Genomic DNA, 20,432 nt, shown 5'->3' with positions numbered 1-20,432 from the left:
GGTGACGGCTCAACTCACCGGGGCGGTGCAGGAGTTGATATTGAGTCAGCACACAACTGCTGGTGACAGTGGGAGCTGCCGAGCCAGGCTCACCCTAGGACTTCGAACACAGCCGAAGCAAGAATCTTGTCGGACTCTGTTGGATCCTGATGGCTCGTCCCGCCTCGTCCCCGCGCATCACCCGACCGTCGCCCCCGGACCGTTCCTCCGGAACGCCCGTCGTCAGGCGGGAGCGTCCCACAGCACATGCAGCGCGGACGGCTTGCGGAAGACCAGGCCCCGCACGGCGACGGAGTGGTCCGGGTCGAGGCGCAGGTCAGGCAGGCGTTCGAGGAGACGGTGAAGGGCGATGCGGGTCTCCAGACGGGCGAGGTGCGCGGCGAGGCAGTGGTGGGGGCCGTGTGCGAAGGCCAGTTGGAGGCGGGCGTTCTCGCGGCGGACGTCGAACCGGTCGGGGTCGGGGAAGACGGCGGGGTCGCGGTTGGCGCCGGCCAGGGAGACGGTGACCAGGTCGCCGCGGCGGATCGCGGCCGGGCCGAGGACGGTGTCCCGGGTGGCGTAACGGTCCACGACAGCGGCGCCGGGTTCGAGGCGCAGCGACTCCTCGATCGCGCCGTCCAGGAGGCCGAAATCCCCCCGGACAAGGTCGAGTTGAGCGGGATGCCGGAACAGGTGCAGCAGCGCGTTGGTGATCATCGCCTCGGTGGTCTCGATGCCGCCGAACATCAGGACGGCGACATTGGACGCCACCTCGGGCACGGTCAGCCGTCCCGCGGCGGCGACGAGGAGGGACGAGGTGTCCCGGTCGGCGACGGTGGCTTCCACGGCGGCCCTGAGCCGCGCGTAGGCGTCGGTGCCGGCGGGGCCCGCCGTCTGCCCGGCGGTGATGTCGGAGACCGACCGCACGATGGCGTCGTACCAGGCGAGCACCGTGTCCGCGGAGGTCCCGGTGAGCCCGAGCGCCTCGGTCACGACGGCGACCGCGAGGGGTCCGGCGAAGGCGCGCCGCAGGTCGGCGGCGCCGGTCTGCGGGAGTGCGGTGATGAGCCGGTCGGTCTCGCGTTCGATGCAGTCGGTGAAGCCCTCACGTACCGCCCTCGGCCGGAAGGGGGCGTTGAAGGGCTCCCGGTGGCGGGTGTGCTCGGCGCCGTCGAGGGAGAGCATGCTGGGGCCGACGACCTGGGCGGTGGAGAAGCGGGGGTCGTCGACGGTGAACGTCTCGGCGTCGCGCATCACGGTCAGGGCGAGGTCGCGTCGGGTCACCAGCCAGCCGTCCAGTTCGGGCAGCCAGGAGACGGGTTCGTGGGCGCGCAGCAGCGCGAGCCGGGGATGCGGGTCCTCGGCGAGTTCGGCGAGGGTGGTGGCGGCGCCGAGCGGGCAGGCGTCGACGGGGTCGCTGGTCATCGGGGTCGAACTCACTCCCGATGGCTGGTACTTGGGCATGAGGCACTCACTCGACGAACAGCCCTCGCGCCGCGGCCCGCGCGTCGAACTCCTCCAAGTGGGCCTGCGCGTCCGGCAGGGCGTCACACATGGCCTCCAGGAGGACCTGCCCCAGCAGCATCGGAGCGCCCACGGTGTCGAACACCAGGCCGTTGCCCACGGCCGCCGGAAGCAGCAGATCGCTGTGCGCGGCCACCGGGGCGAAGGTGCCGTCGGCGATCGTCACCACCGTCAGCCCCGTGTCACGGGCATGGGCGAGGGCGTCGAGGACCTCGCGCGGGTGGCGCGGCAGCGCGAAGCACAGAAGTGCGCTCGCACCAGCCTGCCGGGCCGCGTCGATCCGGTCGGCGAGCAGCGAGCCGCCCTCGTCGAGGAGTCGTACGTCGGGATGGACCTTGGCCGTGAAGTAGGCGAAGCCCCGCGCCTGGGCGGCGGAGGCGCGCAGCCCGAGCACCGGCAACGGCCGGGAGGCGGCCAGCAGCCGTCCCGCGCGCTCCACGGGTGCGGGGTCCGCGAGCAGCGACGCCAGCTGCCGCAGGTTGTCGATCTCGGCCTGTACCGCCTGCTGGTAGGGATTGCCCGCCCGCTCCCGCGTTTCCGGGCCGGTGGGGGCGACCTCCCGCAGATGTCTGCGCAGGGCCGGATACCCGTCGAAGCCGAGAGCGACCGCGAACCTCGTCACGGACGGCTGGCTGACGCCTGCCAGCTGGGCCAACTCCACGCTCGACAGAAAGGGCACGTCCGCCGCCTGCCGGACCAGACAGTGCGCGATACGGCGTTGGGTCGGGGTGAGCCGGCGTCCCTCGAAAAGCCGGTGCAGCCGTACGGAGGAGCCGGTCCCCTCGGCCGGGTCGGTGCCGACGCCGTCGCTCATCCGCTCCCCAGCCGGTCGTGTTCGGTCCCTCTCCCCTGCCCGGAGTGCCGGACGGAGGAGAGGTCGGACGGTACTGCCAAAGCCCGAGGGGGTCAGCTCACGAGACCGGTGCTCGTCAGCCACTCCTTGGCGACGGTGCTGGAGTCCTCCTTGTCGTTGACGAGCTTCTTCATCATCTCCAGCAGGTCCTCGGTGGTGAGCTTCGCCGAGAGGGCGTTGAGCGCCGACTTCGCCGTGTCGTTGACCGCCGACTTGTAGACCAGGGGCGTGACGTTCTGTGAGGAGAACAGGTTCTTCGGGTCCTCCAGGACCACCAGCTTGTCCTCGACGATGGCGGGGTCGGTGGTGTAGAGATTGGCGGCCTGCACGTCGTTCGACTTGAGCAGCTTCACCAGGGTGGTCTGGGCACCCGCGTCCAGCGGCTGGAACTTCCCGAACTCGACGCCGTAGACCGTCTTCAGGCCGACCCCGCCCTGGGTGCGGGTCTTGAACTCGGAACCGGCCCCGAGCGTCATGTCCTTGGCGACGGGCTTGAGGTCGGCGAGGGTCTTGAGCTTGTACTTGGCGGCGGTCTCGGAGGTGACGGTCACCGAGTCCTTGTCCTCGGCCGCGGCGGAGTCGAGGATCTCCACCGTCGAGGGCAGCTTCGCCTTCAACTCGGCGTTGACCTGCTCCGTGCTGGTCGCGGTGCTCTTCTTGTCGACCGCCACCGACAGCAGGGCACCGTTGTACTCCGGGAAGACCCCGATGCCGCCCTTGACGACCTGGTCGTAGTAGACCTCGCGGGCGCCGATGTCGAACTTGCGGGTCACCTTCAGGCCCTTGGCCTCCAGCGCCTGGGCGTAGATCTCGGCGAGCAGCTGGTTCTCGGGGAAGTTCGCCGAACCGACGACGATGGATTTCCCGCTGCCGCCGCTGTCGCTGTCGCCCGTCAGCGGATTGCTGCTGCTGTCGTCGCCTCCTCCGCAGGCGGTGAGCGAGAGCGCGGCGATCAGGCTGAACGCGGCGCCTCGGTAGACGGCTCGGTTGGTGCTCATGGGGTGTTTCCTCTCTCGGAGCCCGGAAGCTCGGAAAATCAGGGATTCGGTCAGAGGATCAGAGGGTCAGAGGTTCGAAGGGTCCGGCGGACTCGGAACTCAGGACTTCGACGGCGAGACCCGGAGGCCCGGCGAGACGACGACGCGCCGCAGCGCGGTGAAGGCGACCTGGACGACGAGCGCCAGGACGACGACGACCGTCGAGCCGCCGATGACCAGCTCGTAGTCGTTGCGGGAGAGGCCGTCGACGATGTAGCGGCCGAGGCCCCCGAGACCGGGGTAGGCGGCCACGGTCGCGGTGGCCACGACCTGGATCGCGGCGACCCTGAGGCCGAGAAGGATCACTGGCAGCGCCATCGGCACCTCCACCCGCACCAGAACCTCCCACTCCGTCATACCGACCCCGCGCGCCGCGTCCCTGGTGTCGGGGTCCACACCCCGGACGCCCTCGAAGGTGTTGATGAGGATGGGCGGCACCGCGAGCGCGACCAGCGCGACCAGCACGGGCGTCGTGCTGAGCCCGGCGAGGGTGACGACGAGGACCACCAGACCGAAGGTGGGGATCGCCCGCGCCAGGTTCGCCACGCTGGCCACGGCGAACGCCCCACGGCCGGTGTGCCCGACGAGCAGCCCGAGGGTCAGCCCGATGAGGGCGGCGAACAGCAGGGACAGCCCGCTGTAGGTGAGGTGTTCGAGGAGCCGGTGGGGAATCCCGTCCTCTCCGTGCCACTGCTTCGAGGACGTCAGCCAGTCGCCCACGAGCCGCATCTGATTCAGGAAGTCGTTCACGGCGCCGTCACCTTGTTCCGGGACCACGGGGTCAGCAGTCGCTGTGCCAGTACCAGCAGGGCGTCGGTGGCGAGTGCGAGCAGCATGATCAGCACGATCGCGGTGATGATCGGGGTCGGGAAGTCGAGTTGGAGACCACGGGTGATGTAGTACCCGAGTCCGCCCTGTCCGATCAGTTGTCCCACCGCTACCAGGCTGATGGACGACACGGCCGCCACCCTGACCCCCGCGATGACGACGGGGACGGCGATCGGCAGTTCGACCTGGACTACGCGTCTGACGGCGCCGAATCCCATCGCGGTGGCGGCGAGCCGGACCGGTTCGGGGACCGAGGCCAGCCCGTCCACGACGTTGGGCACCAGCACGGACAGCGTGTAGATCGTCAGCGGGATCATCACCGTGCGTTCGGTGAGTCCCGTGTACCTGACGAAGATCATGAACAGGGCCAGCGACGGGATCGAGTACAGGATGTTGGCCACGGTCAGCACCGGTGGGTACAGCCAGCGCCAGCGGTGGCAGAGGATGCCCAGCGGCACGGAGACGATCAGCCCGAACAGCACCGGCAGCAGGCCGAGTCTCAGATGGATACCGGTGTAGTCGGCGAGTTCACCGGCGTGGTCGCCGATCCACTGCCATCGGATCAGCGGCTCGTCGTCACTCATCGTTCGTCACCGGCCGTCCCGGTGGCGCCCGCTTCCGTGGCGGCGCCGGCCGTGCCCGCGGACAGCTCGTGGGCGTCCGCGACTCCGACCACCGCGCCGTGCGCGTCCACGCCCACCGCGAGCCGGGCCGGTGAGAGGAGCGCCGAGTCGAGGGCGGCCCGCGCCGAGTCGCCGACGAGGCTGAACGTGTGACCGAGCGGTGCCAGCTTCGCGTCGGCGAGCGTGCCGCTCGCCGGCAGGTCGGCGACCGCGGCCCAGCCGAGCGGCCGACGGTCGTCGTCGACGACCAGAACCCAGGGTTCGCCGCCCGTCCGCGCCGACCCCACGGAGGTGGTCACCGCCAGCACCGGACCGTCGCGCAGCGGTACATCGGCCGCGTTCACGAAGGACAGCCGGCGAATACCCCGGTCGTGTCCCACGAAGTCGGCCACGAAGTCGTCGGCGGGATCGGCGAGCAGCCGTTCGGGCGTGTCGAACTGCGCCAATTTGCCGCCGGTCCGGAACACCGCGATGTTGTCGCCGAGTTTGATGGCCTCGTCGATGTCATGGGTGACGAAGACGATCGTCTTGTGCAGTTCCTTCTGGAGCCGGATGAACTCCGCCTGGAGTTCCGCCCGGACGATCGGGTCGACCGCGCTGAACGGCTCGTCCATCAGCAGTACGGGCGGATCGGCGCCCAGTGCCCTGGCCACGCCGACGCGCTGCTGCTGACCGCCGGAAAGCTGGTTCGGATAGCGCTTGGCCATCTCGCTGGGCAGCCCCACCAGTTCCAGCAGTTCCGCCGCCCGCGCCCGCGCCTTCTTGCGGCTCCAGCCCAGCAGCAGCGGAACGGTGGCGATGTTGTCGAGGATGGTGCGGTGCGGGAACAGCCCCGCGTGCTGGATCACGTACCCGATGCCACGGCGCAGTTCGGGGGCGTTGACCTCCCGGATGTCCTGGCCGCGCAGGCTCACCGTCCCTGCCGTGGGCTCCACCATTCGGTTGACCATGCGGAGCGTTGTGGTCTTGCCGCAGCCGGAGGGACCGACGAGCACCGTGATGCCACCCTCGGCCAACTCCAGCGACAGTTCGTCCACCGCTTTCGTCCCATTGGGATAATTTTTGCTCACCGCGTCGAATCTGATCAAAGCTGCCCCTTACCCGGCTGCATATGTTCATGCAGGGTTATCCGTGACTGAATGACAGTCAATGCCCATCTGTAAACGGCACGTTACAGTCACACGAAATCAGGCCACGGACGTCCAAAACGCAGGGAGACACCGCCATGGAACCGGTCTGGTTCACCTTTCTGAACGGCTCGGACATCGCCCGATTGGAGCTGACCGACACCGAGATCCTCGACGCCGTGGAGGAGCGACTGCGCGCCCAGGGGCAGGGCGAGACGGTGATCGAGCCGCGCGTCCACCTCGTGCCCGACGCCGCGTTCAACGGTCACTTCAACGTGCTGCGCGGCTATGTCGCCCCGCTCTCGCTGGCCGGGGTCAAGATCGTGGGTGACTTCGTCGGCAACTACAAGGCCGGACTGCCCTCCGAGATGGCCCTGCTCAACCTCTTCGACCCACGCACCGGTATGCCGGTGGCCGTCGTCGACGCGACCGCCCTCACCGAGATGCGCACCGGCGCTCTCACCGCGCTGGGGGCGCGTCATCTGGCCCGTCCCGACGCCAGGGTGCTCGGCCACATCGGCGCCCGCGCCACCTCGTACTGGAACGTCCGTCTCCTCGACCGGATCCTCGACCTCACCGAGATCCGTGTGCACTCGCGCCGCCCGGAGAGCCGAGAGGCCTTCGCCGCGCGTCTGGAGCGGGACCTCGGGAAGCCGGTGGTCGTGACGGAGGACTGGCAGAGCTGCGTGGAAGGCGCGGACGTCGTGGTGGAGGCGTCCCGCCTCGAACACCCGGAGCCGCTGCTGAGGACGGAGTGGATCGCCCCCGGCGCCCTGGTCGTGCCCTACGGGACGAACAGCGCGGTCGAGCTGAGCCTCACGGACATCATGGACAAGATCGTCGTCGACGACTGGGGCCAGGCACATGCCGGACCGTTCGGCGCCCTGCGCGCCCATGTGGACTCCGGCAGGCTCGACAAGTCCAACCTGCACGGGGAGTTGGGCGAGATCGTCGCCGGCCGCAAGCCCGGCCGGGAGAGCCCCGGGGAGACCAACCTGTTCTGGCACCGCGGACTCTCCCTCTCCGACATCGCGCTGGGCGCCGCCATGCTGAGGAAGGCCGAGGAACGCGGCCTCGGCCAGAAACTCCGCTTCTCATGACGGACACCGGTGACGGCAGTGGCATCGACCTTCGCGCCGGCGGCACGGAGGTCGTCGTCGACGGTCGGACACTGTCGTACGACGATGTCGTCGCCGTCGCCCTCCACGGCGCTCGCGTCACCCTGGCGGACGGCGTGTCGCCCCGGCTGGAGCGCGAGCGGGCCGTCGTCGACGACATCGTCGACCGGCAGGTACCGACGTACGGCCTGACGACAGGGCTCGGCACCCGCTCCTCCTACGCCCTGCCGCGTGCCGAGCTGGAGGCGTTCAGCGTGCGTACGGTCCGGGGGCGGGCGAACGCGGTCGGCGATCCTCTGCCGGTCCCCGTCGTCCGCGCCACCGTCCTCGCCCGGGTGAACGGCCTCGCGGGCGGCGGCAGCGGAGTGCGGCCACAGATCCTTCGTCTGCTCGTGGCGATGCTCAACGCGCGGGTGCATCCAGTGATCCCCGAGGTGGGCTCGATCGGCGCTTCCGACCTGTGCCAGTTGGCGCACGTCGGCCTGGTCGTCATCGGCGAGGGCAGCGCCGAGTTCGGCGGGGAGGTGCTCGACGGCGCCGCGGCGCTGCGGCGGGCCGGTCTCACACCGGCCGGGCTCGGCCCCAAGGACGGGCATGTGCTGTGCAGCGCGAGCCCGCTGGCCGCCGGTCAGGGCGCACTCGCCCTGCACGAGGCCGCCGCGCTCCTCGCACTGGCCCAGGCGGTCACGGCACTGACCTACGAGGGCTTCCGGGCCAACACCAGCCCGCTCGACCCCCGAGTGCTGCGCCTGCGTGCCGCCCCCGGCCAGGCCCGGGCCGCACGTGAGCTGCTCACCCTGCTGGACGGCGGCGAACTGGGCGATCCCCGAAACGCCCGGCGGGTCCAGGACCCGGTCAGCCTGCGCTGCGCCGCCCAGGTGCACGGCGCCGCGTACGCGGCCCTGGAGTTCGCCGACGCCGCCCTGGATCCGGAACTGAACGGCTGCGGCGACAATCCGGTGGTACTGCCCGACACCGGCGAGATCCTCTCCTCCGGCAACTTCCACACCCCGGCGCTGGCACTGGCTCTCGACACCCTCGCGCTGGCACTGGCCCAGACGGCGGCGGTCTCGGCCGAGCGTATGCGCCGGCTGCTCGATCCCACCGTCAGCGGACTGCCCGCGAACCTCTCCCCGTACGGGCCCGAGCGCTCGGGCTTCGCCCCGCTGACCAAGACGGCGCAGGCGCTCGTCGCCGAGATCCGGATGCTCTCCGCACCGGTGTCCACCGACCCCCGGCACGGCGCGGACGCCGTCGAGGACGACTCGACGAACGCGGCGCTCGGAGCACGCCGGCTGGCCACGGTCCTCGGCCGACTGCGGGCCCTGCTCGCCGTGGAGGCCGTGGTGGCCGCCCAGGCGGTGGACCTGGCCGCGCCGCCCGTCCTGGGGCGTGGACCCCGGCTTCTGCATCGGGCGATCCGAGCGGCCGTGCCCCGCCTCGACGACGACCGGCCCTGCGGGGTGGACGTGGAGGCGGTGAGTCACGGCATCCTGGGGTCCGACGACGTCCGGGACGCGCTGCGCGCGCTGCTGGAAGAATCGTCAGCCCCGGCGGGAGGAACGTCATGACCAGCATCGACGTGCACCAGCACCTGTGGACCCCCTCGCTGGTGGCAGCCCTGCGCTCCCGCCGCGAGCCCCCCTTCCTGGACGGCTGGACCTTGTATCTGCACGGTGAGCCGCCCTACGGGATCCCGCCCACCGACCACGACATCGCCGGCCGCGCGGAACTCGCCGCCGCCGACGGCCTCGGCCGGGTACTCGTCTCGTTGTCCGCCCCGATCGGCGTGGAGTGGCTGCCCGCCGCCGAGGCCCGTCCCCTGCTGGACGCGTATCACGAAGGATCGGCCGCACTCCCGAAACCGTTCGACGCCTGGGCCGCCGCGTGCGTACGGGACATCGATGCCACCGCGACGGCCAAGGACCTCGACCGGGGCTTCGCCGGCCTCCAGCTCCCGGCGAACGCGCTCGCCGACGCGGCGGGTTACGCGCGGTGCGCCCCGCTCCTCGATCTACTCGAAGAACGCGATCTGCCGCTCTTCGTCCACCCCGGACCGGCGGCCGGCGAACCGGCGGGGCCCGGCTGGTGGCCCGCGATGGTCCCGTACGTCCAGCAGATGCACGCCGCCTGGTTCGCCTTCCGCGCCTTCGGCCGGCCCCGCCATCCGCGCCTGCGCGTGTGCTTCGCCCTGCTGGCCGGACTCGCCCCGCTGCACGGGGAACGCTTCGCCGCCCGGGGCGGTGGATCGGAGCCCGGCAAGGACCCCGGCGTCTTCGTCGACACCTCGTCCTACGGTCCTCGTGCCGTCGACGCGGTCGTCCGCGCCCTCGGCAGCGGCGCCGTCGTCCAGGGCTCGGACCGGCCCTACGCGGAGCCGCCGCTGCACCCCGGTTTCGGTCTGGGCGGAGCGGCGGCGTACGCCTTCCGTATCGCCAATCCGAGACGGCTTCTCACCGGGAAGTGACAGCGAAACATTCGGCCTGCTCACCCAGACCAACTCGAACTGCTGACCGACTTTCGGTCCCGATGACGAGCCGGGATGCCGGGTCCTACGACCCGGTGCCCCGGCTCACCTCGCGTTCACGCAGACCGCGCGGGTCGATCACCTCACGGACGAGCCGCAGCTCGGTCTCGTCGGGCAGGCGGGTCTCGGGGGCGCCGGTCGCGTCGATCTCGAAGCCGGTGCCGGCGTGGACCTCCTCCGCGGTGACGCCGGGATGCAGGGAGCGCACGCGCAGCCGGCCGTCGTCCCCGTAGTCGAGGACCGCGAGGTTGGTGACGACCACGCCCAGGTCGTGGAACCTCAGCCCTTTGGCGCCGCGCGCACGGTCGTTGCCCACCCCGCAGACCACGTCGACCTTCTCGACGAAGACCTTCGGGGTGTGCCGGGCCACCCAGTAGTCGGTGCGGTGGTTGGCCGTGTTGCCCGGAGCGCCGCGCACGCCGATGAGCTGCCGCGTGGGGCGACGCCAGTCTCCGATCAGGGAGATGTTCTGGTTCCCGTACCGGTCGATCTGGCTGGCGCCCATCATGCTCTGCCTGCGGCCACTGGCGACGATGTCGAAGACCCGCCGGTACGGCACCCAGCCCTCGACCACACCCCCGTCGGCGGCGGTCCGCCCAAGCGGCGGGGGGTCGCTCATGAAGTAGGCCTCGCCGTCGGTCAGCACCAGGTCCGGGCTGGTCGTCAGCCGGGCGAGACGCGCTCCGATCGAGGGCAGCACCCCGGCCGTGTGCGCCAGCACCTCTCCGGCCCCGCGCCACGCGTCCGCGCAGGCGACGGCACACACCTCGGCCCGGGTGATCTCCGTCATCGCCCCTCCTCCTGTCCCGCGCGGTGGGCGTGGAACTCCGCCACCGCCTCCTGGTACGCCTGTTCGTCGCCGTCGAGGAACGTCTTGCGGAACAGCTTCCAGGAGTCGGCGTCCCGCGCCGCCGACGCGTAGTGCGCCTGGAACGCCTCGTCCCGCCCGTAGTCGGGATCGCAGGAGGTGAAGTGGGCACCGCGGGGCGCCTCGATGACACCGTTGACGAAGAGACGGCTGATCAACAGTGACTGTGCGGGCCCGGAGGCGAGCAGGTCCTCCGGGGCGACGATCCGCTCGGCGCTCACATAGCAGCGGTCGGCCGCCATCGCGAACAGGTCGTCGAAGTACGGATCGGGGCCCAGGTACTGGGCGTTGCCCGCGCGGTCGGCGCGGTTGACGTGCACCAGGGCCACATCCAGTCGCAGCGCCTTCATCGCGACGTACTCATCGTCGTCGTACGGGGAGGCGATCGTCACCAGGTCGGGGTTCATCGTGAGGACGTCGGAGCCCAGGCCCGCGCGGGTGGGCAGGAAGGACAGCCGGCTCGCGGCGGCCCGCAGCCCGGTGACGAACATGCCCTCGTCGTACTCGGCGGTCTCCACGTCGCCCCGTTCCCGTACGGCGCGGAAGTGCGGGTCGAGGGCGATGCTGTCCAGCGAGACGAAGCCGTAGACGAGCTTGCGGACCCTGCCCGCCGCGCACAACAGCCCCACGTCCGGACCGCCGAACGAGACGACGGTCAGATCGCGCACGTCGGCGCGCAGGAGTTCACGCACCAGCGCCATCGGTTTGCGCCGCGATCCCCAGCCGCCGATACCGATCGTCATGCCCGACTCGACGGTGCCGACGAAGTCCTCCAGGGACATCGACTTGTCACCCATGGACCGTTCCTCCCACGCTCTCACCCATACGGAGTCTTACCTAGCAAACAATTGTTAGGTTACGTTGGCTCGACCGACAACCCCCTCGGAAGCCGGGCCCGAGGATTCGTCCCCGCCCCGGCGAGCGGCGCGAGAAGGAGCCCCGGTATGAGCGCCCCCACTGCCCCCGTCCATCCCGCCCTGCACACCGCGCTGTGCGACCTGGTCGGCGTCCGTCACCCGATCGTGCAGACCGGCATGGGGTATGTCTCCGGTCCGGAACTGACGGCCGCCACCGCGGCGGCAGGCGGGCTCGGCATCCTGGCCAGTGCGACGCTCTCCCTCGACGAGACCCGGGACGCCGTCCGTGCCGTCCGGGAGCGCACGGACGCGCCGTTCGGTGTGAACATGCGCGGCGACGCCCCCGACGTCCTGGAGCGCGGCGCCCTCCTGGTGCGCGAGGGCGTGAAGATCGCGTCCTTCGCCCTCGCGCCCAACGAACGCGTCGTGCGCGAGCTGAAGGACTCCGGGCTCGTGGTCATCCCGTCCGTCGGGGCCCGCCGTCACGCAGAGAAGGTCCAGGCGTGGGGTGTGGACGCCGTCGTCGTCCAGGGCGGTGAGGGCGGCGGCCACACCGGGGGCGTACCCACCTCGATCCTGCTCCCGCAGGTCGTGGACGCCGTCGACATCCCGGTCATCGCGGCCGGCGGGTTCCGCGACGGACGGGGGCTGGTGGCCGCGCTCGCCCAGGGCGCCGTCGGCATCGCGATGGGCACCCGGTTCCTGCTGACCAGCGACAGCACCGTGCGCGACTCGGTCAAGGCCGAGTACCTCGCGCGGGGCGTCGCCGACACCGTCGTCACCCCGGTCCTCGACGGCATCCCCCAGCGCGTACTGCGGACCGAGGCGGTGGAACGGCTGCTGAGGGAACGGGCGCCCGCGAGACTCGTCCGTTCGCTGCGGCACGCCGTCGCGTTCCGGAAGGTCTCCGGCACCCCCTGGTCCGACCTGGTCCGCGAGGGACTGGCGATGCGCCGCAGCCATGAACTGGGCTGGTCCCAGGTCGTCATGGCGGCGAACACCCCGATGATGCTGCGCGCCGCCATGGTCGACGGCAGGACGGACCTCGGCACCCTCGCCTCCGGCCAGGTCACGGGCGTGATCGACGACCTGCCCAGCTGCGCCGAACTCGTCGAACGCATCATCGCGGAGGCCGACGCCGTCCTCACCCGCCTGACCACGGCCGGAGCGAAACGGTGACCCCGGACGGCCGCCCCGCGATCCGGCCCCGCGACACAGGAGGTCCCATGGGCACGGAAATCATCACAGCAACCGTCGACGCGCGTGGCATCGCCGAGGTCGTCGTCGACTGCCCGCCGGTCAACGCCCTGCCGGTGGCGGGCTGGTATCAGCTGGCGGAGACGGTCGAACGGCTCGGCCGCGACCCGGATGTGCGGGTGGTGCTGCTGCGTGCCGAGGGGCGCGGTTTCAACGCCGGTGTGGACGTCAAGGAGTTGCAGGCCGACACCAGCCACGCGGCCGTCATCGGGGTGAACCGGGGCTGCTTCGCCGCGTTCGCAGCGGTCTACGACTGTGCGGTGCCGGTCGTCACCGCGGTCCAGGGCTTCTGTCTGGGCGGCGGTATCGGGCTGGTCGGCAACTCGGACGTGATCGTCGCGGCGGACGACGCGTACTTCGGGCTGCCCGAGGTGGACCGGGGTGCGCTGGGCGCGGCCACCCACCTGTCCCGGCTGGTCCCCCAGCACAGGGCCCGCGCCATGATGTACACCTGCGCGACCGCGTCCGCCGCCGAACTGCACGCCTTCGGTTCGGTGCTGGACGTCGTCCCGGCCGTCGGACTGCGGGGCCGGGCCCTGGAGGTCGCCGCCGAGATCGCCGGGAAGAACCCGACGGTGATCCGGGCCGCCAAGGAGGCCTTCAACGGCATCGACCTGTGGGACGTCAAGCGCAGTTACCGCTACGAACAGGGCTTCACCTTCGAGATCAACCTCTCGGGTGTCGCCGCCGAGGTCCGCGACACCTTCGGCGGTCGTGCGAACGGCCGTACGGACGGGAAGGGGTGAGCGGTGGATCTCACCTGGAGTCCCGAGGAGGAGGCGTTCCGGCGGGAGGCCCGGGAGTGGCTCGCGGCGAACGTGCCCAGGAGTCCGCTGCCCTCCGGTGACACCCGTGCGGGGTTCGCCGCCCATCTGGAGTGGGAGCGCACGCTGTTCGAGGCCCGCTGGTCGGTCGTGTCCTGGCCCGAGGCGTACGGCGGGCGGGACGCGTCGCTGTGGCAGTGGCTGGTGTTCGAGGACGAGTACTACCGGGCCGGGGCGCCCGCCCGGGTCACCCAGAACGGCATCTTCCTGCTGGCCCCGACGGTGTTCGCGTTCGGTACGGAGGAGCAGCAGCGGCGCGTTCTGCCGAGGATGGCCGCCGCCCAGGACCTGTGGGCGCAGGGCTGGTCCGAGCCGGGCGCGGGCAGCGACCTCGCCGGTATCCGCAGCCGGGCGGTCCGCGACGAGGAGGCCGGGGGCTGGCGGCTGACCGGCCAGAAGACCTGGACGACTCGCGGCGCCTTCTGCACACACCTGTTCGGCCTCTTCCGCACGGACCCGGCGGCGGAGCGCCACCGCGGCCTCACCTACTTCCTCGTCTCCCTGGACGCACCCGGTGTGACCGTCCGCGGCTTCGAACGCCTCGACGGCGACGAGGGGTTCGCCGAGGTCTTCCTAGACGGCGTCCTCGTGCCGGACGCCGATGTGCTCGGCGGGGTCGGGGAGGGCTGGCGGGTGGCTATGGCGACGACCGGATCCGAGCGCGGGCTGACTCTGCGCTCCCCCGGCCGCTTTCTGCACACCGCCGACCGACTGCTCGATCTCGCGCGGGCGACCGGGCCCGGGGCGCATCGGGACCGGGTCGTTCAGTCGTGGATCGAGGCCCAGGCCTATGAGTTGTTCACCCTGGAACAGGTGACCTCGATCGTCGAGGGCCGGCAGGTCGGCGCCGAGTCCAGCCTGAACAAGCTGTTCTGGTCCCAGCTCGACATCGCCCTGCACGAGACGGCCGCCGACCTGCTCGGTTCCGAGGCCGAGGTCGACGGGCCCTGGAGCCGGGGTTTCCTCTTCTCGCTGGCGGGCCCCATCTACGCCGGGACGAACGAGATCCAGCGCAACATCGTCGCCGAGCGGCTGCTCGGCCTGCCGAGGAGGTGACCGTAGGCGATGCGTTTCGCCGTAACCGAACGGGACGCGGCTCTCGCCGAGGCCGCCGGTGAGGTGCTGGCCAAGCAGGCCGGTACCGAGCAGATCCGGGCCGGGTGGCCCGGTGGACGCGCCGAAAGTGTCGACGTCGTGTGGCGCACCCTGGCCGGGGTCGGTGTCATCGGCGCCCTGATCCCTGAGACCGCCGGGAGCTCCGGCGATCTCGGCCTCGGTCTCGACGAGAACGCGCTCCCGCCCCTGATGGAGGCCCTGGGCCGCGCCGGCCTGCCGGTTCCCGCCGCCGAGACGGTGGCCGTGGGCGCCCCCCTGCTCGCCGCCGCGGGAGCGCCCCAGCTCCCGTCCGTCATCGACGGATCGAGCCTGCTCACGGTGTCCTTCACACCCGATGCTCCGGTCCCCTTCGCCGCACGCGCCGAGTTGATCGCCGTAGCGGACAAGGACCGGCTGCGCCTGTACACGCGCGGCGAGGTGGAGACCGAGCCCGTCGGATCGGTCGACGGCTCGCGGCAGTCGGCCCGGGTCCGCGTCCCGGCGGGCGGTGGGCTGGTGCTGGCCGAGGGGCCCGCCGAGTTGGCGATCGCCCACCGGCGCGGGGTACTGGCCACGGCCGCCCTGCTGGTCGGACTCGCCGGGCGGATGCTCGAACTGACTGTGGCGCATGTCCGGGAGCGACAGCAGTTCGGTGTGCCGGTCGGTTCGTTCCAGGCGGTCAAACACGCCCTGGCCGATGTGGAGCTGGCGGTGCGGTTCGCCCGGCCGGCGGTCCTCGCGGCGGGTTGGGCCCAGGCGGCCCGGGATCCGGAGGCCGCCGTACGGACGTCGATGGCGAAGGTGCTCGCCTCGGAGGCCGCCAGGAAGGCAGCCCGTACGGCGATCCAGTGCCACGGCGCCATCGGGTACACCACTGAGTACGACCTCCATCTGTACGCCAAGCGGGCCTGGGCCCTGGCCGCGGACTGGGGCGGGCCCGCGGAGCACCGGGAGTTCATCGCGCGGCGGCTGGGACTCGCCGGGACGGCCGGCATCGTCGGTGAAGGAGCGGCAACATGAGCGGTATCTGTCGGGACCGGGTCGTCGTCGTCACCGGAGGGGGGCAGGGCCTGGGTCGTGAGCACGCCCTCGCCCTGGCGGCCGAGGGAGCACTGGTCGTGGTCAACGACCTGGGCGAGGCCGCGAAAGCCGTGGCCGAGGAGATCGGGGCCGCCGGGGGCAAGGCTGTCGCCGACCTGGGCGACGTCAGCGACTGGGGTTACGCGGAGCGGCTCATCGGGCGGGCGGTCGACGAGTTCGGCGGACTGCACGCGCTGGTGAACAACGCGGGCATCAACCGCGACCGGATGCTGGTGTCCATGACGGAGGCGGACTGGGACCTGGTCCTGAAGGTCGACCTCAAGGGGCATGCGGCACCGCTGCGGCACGCTGCCGCGTACTGGCGGGAGATGAGCAAGCAGGGCCGGCCAGTCGACGCCAGGATCGTCAACACCAGTTCCGGCGCTGGGCTGTTGGGCAGCGTCGGCCAGGGCAACTACGGCGCCGCGAAGGCGGGGATCGCGGCGCTCACCGTGATCGCCGCCGCCGAACTGGCCCGGTACGGCGTCACCGTGAACGCGATCGCGCCCTCCGCCCGCACCCCGATGACCGAGGCCGTCGAGGCGTTCGCCGAGCAGATGCGGGCACCGGAGTCCGGCTTCGACGCCCCGCACCCAGGCAACGTCTCGCCGCTGGTGGTGTGGCTGGCCTCGGCCGGGTCGGGCGATGTCACCGGCCGCGTCTTCGAGGTCGAGGGCGGCACGATCGGCGTCGCCGACGGCTGGCAGCACGGCCCCCAGCGGGTGCGCGACCGGCGCTGGACTCCCACCGAGATCGGCCCGGCGGTACACGCGCTGCTCACCGAAGCGCCCCTGCCGGCACCGGTGTACGGCGCCTGAACGCGGCCTGGGGATACTCGGGCCCGAACACCCGGCCGCCGAGCCACCACCCGCCGGCGTGCGGGGAAGGACGGCCCCCGCCGAGAACAGGAAAACCGCCGAAAACCACCCGGCGATACGCCCACTGCCCACCGAAGCGCCCTCACCCACACCGGTGTACGGCACCTGAGCACGCAGCCCACGGACAGCGCGGGCCCGAACACCCGGCCGCCGAGCCACCACCCGCCGGTCGGCGGGGGCCGGCGCGTGCGGAGAGTTCGGCCCGGCCCCTCCCACGTCGCCAGGCAGACCGGACCGGCGTCCCCACTCGGCCCGCCGCTGGTGGCCCGGCGGCCGTGCCGGGGGCATGCCGAACCACGGCGCCCCCACAGCGCGGCCGGAGGGAGTGGCCGCGTCAGCGGCCAGTGCGGATCAGCCCCGTCAGATAGCGCCACAGCGACGAACGCTGCCGTGCCGACGGGTCCGGGAGTTCCGTCTCGGCCGACGGGCCCGCCGAGTCGTACGCCAACCGCCGCTCGGGCACCGGGGCGAGTTCGTAGCGGACGGGCAGCGACCGCAGCCCGCGCATGAACGGCGAGGAGCGCCACGGCAGTTGGTCGACGGGGAGGGCGAGGTCCAGATGGGAGAACCGTTCGAACAGCCGGCCCACTCCGACCGACGCCACCGTCGACGCAAGTTCGCGGGCCGGGCACTGGCGCGGTCCGGCGCCCCAGGACAGGTGTGCCCGGGTGCTGACCGTGGTGCTCGGGCAGACGTTCTCGGCGAAGAGGGGGTCGGCGTGCGCGGCGGCGGAGGAGACCCACACCGGGTCGCCCGCCCGGATCGTGTAGTTGCCCAGCACGGTGTCCCTGGCCGCGAAGCGGGGCACGAAGTTGACCAGCGGCGGTTTACGCATGACGACCCGGTTCATGGTCTCCCGGACCATCCCGGCGGACAGGCTGGCCCGTACTCCGCCCTCGCCGGAGATGACCTCGACCACCGTGTTGGAGACGAGGATGCCGACATGGTCGGAGGTCATGCCCAGCAGCATGAACAGCTCGCGGGCCAGTTCGTCGACCGAGAGCCCCGGGTGCGCGGCTATCAGGTACGAGGGGAAGTCGTCCCCGGGCTTGTCCAGTTTCACCGCCGCGAGTTCGGCCAGTGTCGCGAGCAGCCGTTCCAGGGCGGGTTCCGCGTCCGGGCCGGCGTCCAGTACCCGCCACATGTCCATCAGGGCGTCGTCGCCCTGCGAGCCGGGGAAGCCCAGCAGACGGCTGGCGACCATGAGCGGAAGAGGCCGGGAGAACTGGGCTGACAGATCCGCCAGGCCCGTACCACCGCCCTGGCCCATCAGGCTGATCAGTTCGTCGGCGTATTCGGTGACGGCCCTCTTGAGCCGCTTCGCCTGCGGGTGGGCCGGATCCTGGAACGGTTTCAGCGCCACGTCCCATGCGGCCCGCAACGGCCGGTAGCCGGGGCCGCCCTGGATCAGCACATGGTTGACCTCAAGAGACGGTCCGAGCGGCCAGTCGGACGGCACTCTGCCCTCCGAGCGGGCCCGCCACCTCTCGAGTCCCTTGGGCCATCCGTCGTCGTCCTGCAGTACCTGGAGCGACTCCTTGTAGCCCAGGACCAGCCAGGCGGGCACGCCCAGCAGATCGACCGGTGCGACCGGGCCGTGCCGCTGCCGCAGTCGTTCGTACACGAGCGCGGGACGCGTTTCGTAGTCCCTGGTCAACAGCGGTTCAGGGGTCATCTCCTCCAGCCGTGTCTCGTCCAGGTCCACGGATCCGCCGTCGCCCCACTGGGATTTCATCTGCGCGCCGCCCCTCCAACACTCCCCGTACCGGCTCACGTTCAGCCGGTAGTTGGAAACGGTGGGGACCCTACCGCAGGGCGTACGGCGGAGTAACAACGGGGGCGCGACTCACAGGTACGAGCCCGCCGAAGGCGGCTTCCACATGGCCTCCGCGAGGCCTCCACACTGCCTCCACGCCCGGCTTTCAGGCCGCCGAGTATCCGAGCTGGCGCCGCATGTAGGGGGTCAGGAGGGTCTTGGCCTTGGCCAGGGTGGCGGTACGGCCCCCGAGGACAGCGGTCTCACCGCCGGGCACGGGCACCATGGTCACTCCGTCGGCGGGGCCGAACGGCACCACGAGCGGGGTGCGGTGGATCGGACGGTAGAAGCGCGGACGCCTGCGATGCCTGCCCGAACTCTGGAGGTAGGCACGGATGTTGTGTACGGCGAGGTCCGCCTGGGCGAGTGCGACAGGGGTGATCTTGAGTTCGCTCACGTCGTTCACGTCGCCCACCGCGAACACGTCCGGCCATCCCTGGACCCGGAGCGTGCGGTCGACCCTCACATGACCGGCGTCGTTCAGCCAGTCGCTGTGGCCGGCCATGCGCAGCCAGAACGTGTTGGGGGTGGTACCCGTGGCCCAGAAGGAGCGGTCGGCCTCGATGATCTGACCGTGGGCGTCGCGATAGGTGCCGAAGTCGTTGCCCGGCGACATGAAGGAGTCGAGCCGGACCTCCACGTCATGGGACTCCAGCCAGGCGCGGGCCCGCTTCCCGGCGCGTTCGCTGCCCGTGGCATGCAGCAGCGCCTGCCCCGAGTGGGCGAGGGTGACCCGGGCGTCGGGCCGGGCCAGACGGATCTCGGCGGCGAGTTCGACGCCGGAGGGCCCGCCACCGACGACGAGGAGATGATCCGCGGCGGCGATGTTCCGCTGGTGCTGGGCGAACGACTGGGCCGCCTCCTCGACGGTGGTGCCGGTGAACCGGGCCGGTTCCGGGTAGTCGGCGCCGGTGGCGATCACCACCACGTCGTACGGAAGGCGCTCGCCGGATGCCAGCACCACGTGCCGCTCGACGGTGTCGATACGGACCGCCTTGCCCACGACCATCCGGCCGTTGCTCAGCAGTCGGTCGTACGGGATGAACGGAGTGACCGTCCACGCGGGGTGCACTCCCGCCCGCAGAGAGGCGATACGGTGGAAAAAGACCTCCTTGCGGTCCACCAGCGTGACCCGCGCCGTCTCGTCCAGTCGTCGCGCCAGCCGTACGCCCGCATAGCCGCCGCCGATCACCACTACGTCGCCGTCGTGCACGCCGAGTCTCCTGTGCCTGTGGGGGAGCGAGCGCCGGGACGTGGGGGCCGTCGGCCACTCGACTGAGGCCGAGCCTAGCTCTTGAAACTTAAAGAGTCGATGAACTTCGGTGCGCATTCCGTGAAGTGACGGCCGGGACGACCGCCCTCGCGCCGCCCCCGCGAACACGCCGCGCCTGGTGGCGAACGGGGCGTTCCCGGCCGGATGACGGCCCGGTGACGGCCCCCCTTGCCCGCCGGTCCGGCGTAAGTATGGTGACCCCGTGAAGGCGCTGCTGTTGCCCAGTGAGCAGAAAGGTTCAACCAGGTGAGCTCCAGGATCCAGCCGACCGCCCAGGTCGACGAGACGGCCACGATCGGCGACGGGACGACGGTCTGGGATCTGGCCCAGATACGGGAGGACGCCCGGCTGGGCACCGGGTGCATCGTGGGCCGGGGAGCGTATGTCGGCCCGGGGGTGCGGATCGGCGACAACGTGAAGCTCCAGAACTACGCGCTGGTCTACGAGCCGGCGGTGCTCGGCGACGGGGTGTTCGTCGGCCCGGCGGCGGTCTTCACCAACGACTACTTCCCGCGCTCGGTGGACCCGGAGGGCCGGCTGAAGCGCGGTGGCGACTGGGAGGCCGTCGCGGTGGTCGTCGACGAGGGGGCTTCCCTGGGAGCACGTTCGGTGTGTGTGGCGCCGGTGCGCATCGGCCGCTGGGCGCTGGTCGCGGCGGGCGCCGTGGTGACCCGGGACGTGCCCGACTTCGCGCTCGTGGTCGGCGTACCGGCGCGAAGGATCGGCTGGGTCGGCCGGGCCGGCGTACGACTCGGCGAGCGGGAAGGCGAGCCGGGCGTGTGGGAGTGCCCCGAAACGGGCGCGCTGTTCGACGAGAAGGACGGCGAACTCGTCGAGCGCGCGTAACTTTTCAGTCTCACAAATCGCA

The 20,432-nt window shown here is 71.2% G+C and carries 19 protein-coding genes; 9 read left to right on the top strand and 10 right to left on the bottom strand.

The window, feature by feature from the left end:
- Window positions 1-222: 222 nt before the first annotated feature.
- The 6 genes from PV734_RS01010 to PV734_RS00985 form a co-directional block, all read right to left on the bottom strand.
- Entirely contained in the window at window positions 223-1,404 is a 1,182-nt protein-coding gene (locus PV734_RS01010; protein WP_319091563.1) for a cytochrome P450, read from the bottom strand.
- A gap of 46 nt (window positions 1,405-1,450) precedes the next feature.
- Window positions 1,451-2,317, bottom strand: coding sequence for a MurR/RpiR family transcriptional regulator (locus PV734_RS01005; RefSeq protein ID WP_319288514.1), 867 nt, complete (start codon window positions 2,315-2,317; stop codon window positions 1,451-1,453).
- 92 nt (window positions 2,318-2,409) lie between these two features.
- Complete coding sequence (locus tag PV734_RS01000) at window positions 2,410-3,354, bottom strand: ABC transporter substrate-binding protein (protein ID WP_319091561.1); 945 nt, start codon at window positions 3,352-3,354, stop codon at window positions 2,410-2,412.
- Window positions 3,355-3,453: 99 nt separating this feature from the next.
- Window positions 3,454-4,143 (bottom strand): ABC transporter permease, encoded by a 690-nt coding sequence (locus tag PV734_RS00995; protein ID WP_319288513.1) that lies wholly within the window; start codon window positions 4,141-4,143, stop codon window positions 3,454-3,456.
- On the bottom strand, window positions 4,140-4,805 hold the full coding sequence (locus PV734_RS00990; RefSeq protein ID WP_319091559.1) for an ABC transporter permease: 666 nt from the start codon (window positions 4,803-4,805) through the stop codon (window positions 4,140-4,142). The genes PV734_RS00995 and PV734_RS00990 overlap by 4 nt, the downstream gene beginning before the upstream one ends.
- Window positions 4,802-5,932: an ATP-binding cassette domain-containing protein gene (locus PV734_RS00985; RefSeq protein ID WP_319288512.1), complete on the bottom strand. Its 1,131-nt coding sequence runs from the start codon at window positions 5,930-5,932 to the stop codon at window positions 4,802-4,804. The genes PV734_RS00990 and PV734_RS00985 overlap by 4 nt, the downstream gene beginning before the upstream one ends.
- A 137-nt stretch (window positions 5,933-6,069) precedes the next feature.
- Between PV734_RS00985 and PV734_RS00980 the strand changes: the two genes are divergently transcribed.
- Genes PV734_RS00980 through PV734_RS00970 form a run of 3 tightly spaced genes read left to right on the top strand, consistent with a single transcriptional unit; the run spans window position 6,070 to window position 9,556 of the window.
- Complete coding sequence (locus tag PV734_RS00980; RefSeq protein WP_319288511.1) at window positions 6,070-7,071, top strand: ornithine cyclodeaminase family protein; 1,002 nt, start codon at window positions 6,070-6,072, stop codon at window positions 7,069-7,071.
- Window positions 7,068-8,660, top strand: a complete 1,593-nt coding sequence (locus PV734_RS00975; protein WP_319091556.1) for an HAL/PAL/TAL family ammonia-lyase — start codon at window positions 7,068-7,070, stop codon at window positions 8,658-8,660. Before PV734_RS00980 ends, PV734_RS00975 begins: the two co-directional genes overlap by 4 nt.
- Entirely contained in the window at window positions 8,657-9,556 is a 900-nt protein-coding gene (locus PV734_RS00970) for an amidohydrolase family protein (protein ID WP_319288510.1), read from the top strand. The genes PV734_RS00975 and PV734_RS00970 overlap by 4 nt, the downstream gene beginning before the upstream one ends.
- An 85-nt stretch (window positions 9,557-9,641) precedes the next feature.
- On the opposite strand, the gene PV734_RS00965 is transcribed toward PV734_RS00970, so the two are convergent.
- Complete coding sequence (locus PV734_RS00965; protein WP_319288509.1) at window positions 9,642-10,406, bottom strand: CoA-transferase subunit beta; 765 nt, start codon at window positions 10,404-10,406, stop codon at window positions 9,642-9,644.
- Window positions 10,403-11,281, bottom strand: a complete 879-nt coding sequence (locus tag PV734_RS00960) for a CoA transferase subunit A (RefSeq protein WP_319288508.1) — start codon at window positions 11,279-11,281, stop codon at window positions 10,403-10,405. Before PV734_RS00960 ends, PV734_RS00965 begins: the two co-directional genes overlap by 4 nt.
- A gap of 147 nt (window positions 11,282-11,428) precedes the next feature.
- Between PV734_RS00960 and PV734_RS00955 the strand changes: the two genes are divergently transcribed.
- The 5 genes from PV734_RS00955 to PV734_RS00935 are packed head-to-tail and all read left to right on the top strand — an operon-like array spanning window position 11,429 to window position 16,415.
- Complete coding sequence (locus PV734_RS00955) at window positions 11,429-12,520, top strand: NAD(P)H-dependent flavin oxidoreductase (RefSeq protein WP_319091552.1); 1,092 nt, start codon at window positions 11,429-11,431, stop codon at window positions 12,518-12,520.
- Between the two features lie 47 nt (window positions 12,521-12,567).
- Window positions 12,568-13,344, top strand: a complete 777-nt coding sequence (locus PV734_RS00950; RefSeq protein WP_319091551.1) for an enoyl-CoA hydratase family protein — start codon at window positions 12,568-12,570, stop codon at window positions 13,342-13,344.
- 3 nt (window positions 13,345-13,347) lie between these two features.
- Window positions 13,348-14,478 carry an acyl-CoA dehydrogenase family protein gene (locus PV734_RS00945; RefSeq protein ID WP_319288507.1) on the top strand — a complete coding sequence of 377 codons (1,131 nt, stop codon included), beginning with the start codon at window positions 13,348-13,350 and terminating at the stop codon, window positions 14,476-14,478.
- Window positions 14,479-14,487: 9 nt separating this feature from the next.
- Window positions 14,488-15,537, top strand: a complete 1,050-nt coding sequence (locus PV734_RS00940; RefSeq protein WP_319288506.1) for an acyl-CoA dehydrogenase family protein — start codon at window positions 14,488-14,490, stop codon at window positions 15,535-15,537.
- Window positions 15,534-16,415 carry an SDR family oxidoreductase gene (locus tag PV734_RS00935; protein ID WP_319091548.1) on the top strand — a complete coding sequence of 294 codons (882 nt, stop codon included), beginning with the start codon at window positions 15,534-15,536 and terminating at the stop codon, window positions 16,413-16,415. Before PV734_RS00940 ends, PV734_RS00935 begins: the two co-directional genes overlap by 4 nt.
- Before the next feature lie 394 nt (window positions 16,416-16,809).
- On the opposite strand, the gene PV734_RS00930 is transcribed toward PV734_RS00935, so the two are convergent.
- Both PV734_RS00930 and PV734_RS00925 read right to left on the bottom strand, forming a co-directional pair.
- Entirely contained in the window at window positions 16,810-18,210 is a 1,401-nt protein-coding gene (locus PV734_RS00930) for a cytochrome P450 (RefSeq protein ID WP_319091547.1), read from the bottom strand.
- A 187-nt stretch (window positions 18,211-18,397) separates the two neighbouring features.
- On the bottom strand, window positions 18,398-19,504 hold the full coding sequence (locus tag PV734_RS00925) for an NAD(P)/FAD-dependent oxidoreductase (protein ID WP_319091546.1): 1,107 nt from the start codon (window positions 19,502-19,504) through the stop codon (window positions 18,398-18,400).
- A gap of 306 nt (window positions 19,505-19,810) precedes the next feature.
- On the opposite strand from PV734_RS00925, the gene PV734_RS00920 reads away from it, so the two are divergent.
- Complete coding sequence (locus tag PV734_RS00920; protein WP_319091545.1) at window positions 19,811-20,410, top strand: acyltransferase; 600 nt, start codon at window positions 19,811-19,813, stop codon at window positions 20,408-20,410.
- Window positions 20,411-20,432 lie beyond the last annotated feature (22 nt).

The organism is Streptomyces sp. AK08-02 (genome assembly GCF_033795085.1).
GTDB lineage: Bacteria > Actinomycetota > Actinomycetes > Streptomycetales > Streptomycetaceae > Streptomyces > Streptomyces echiniscabiei.
Note: the sequence above shows the minus strand (reverse complement) of the source record. Positions and strands in the feature narration are given on the sequence as shown.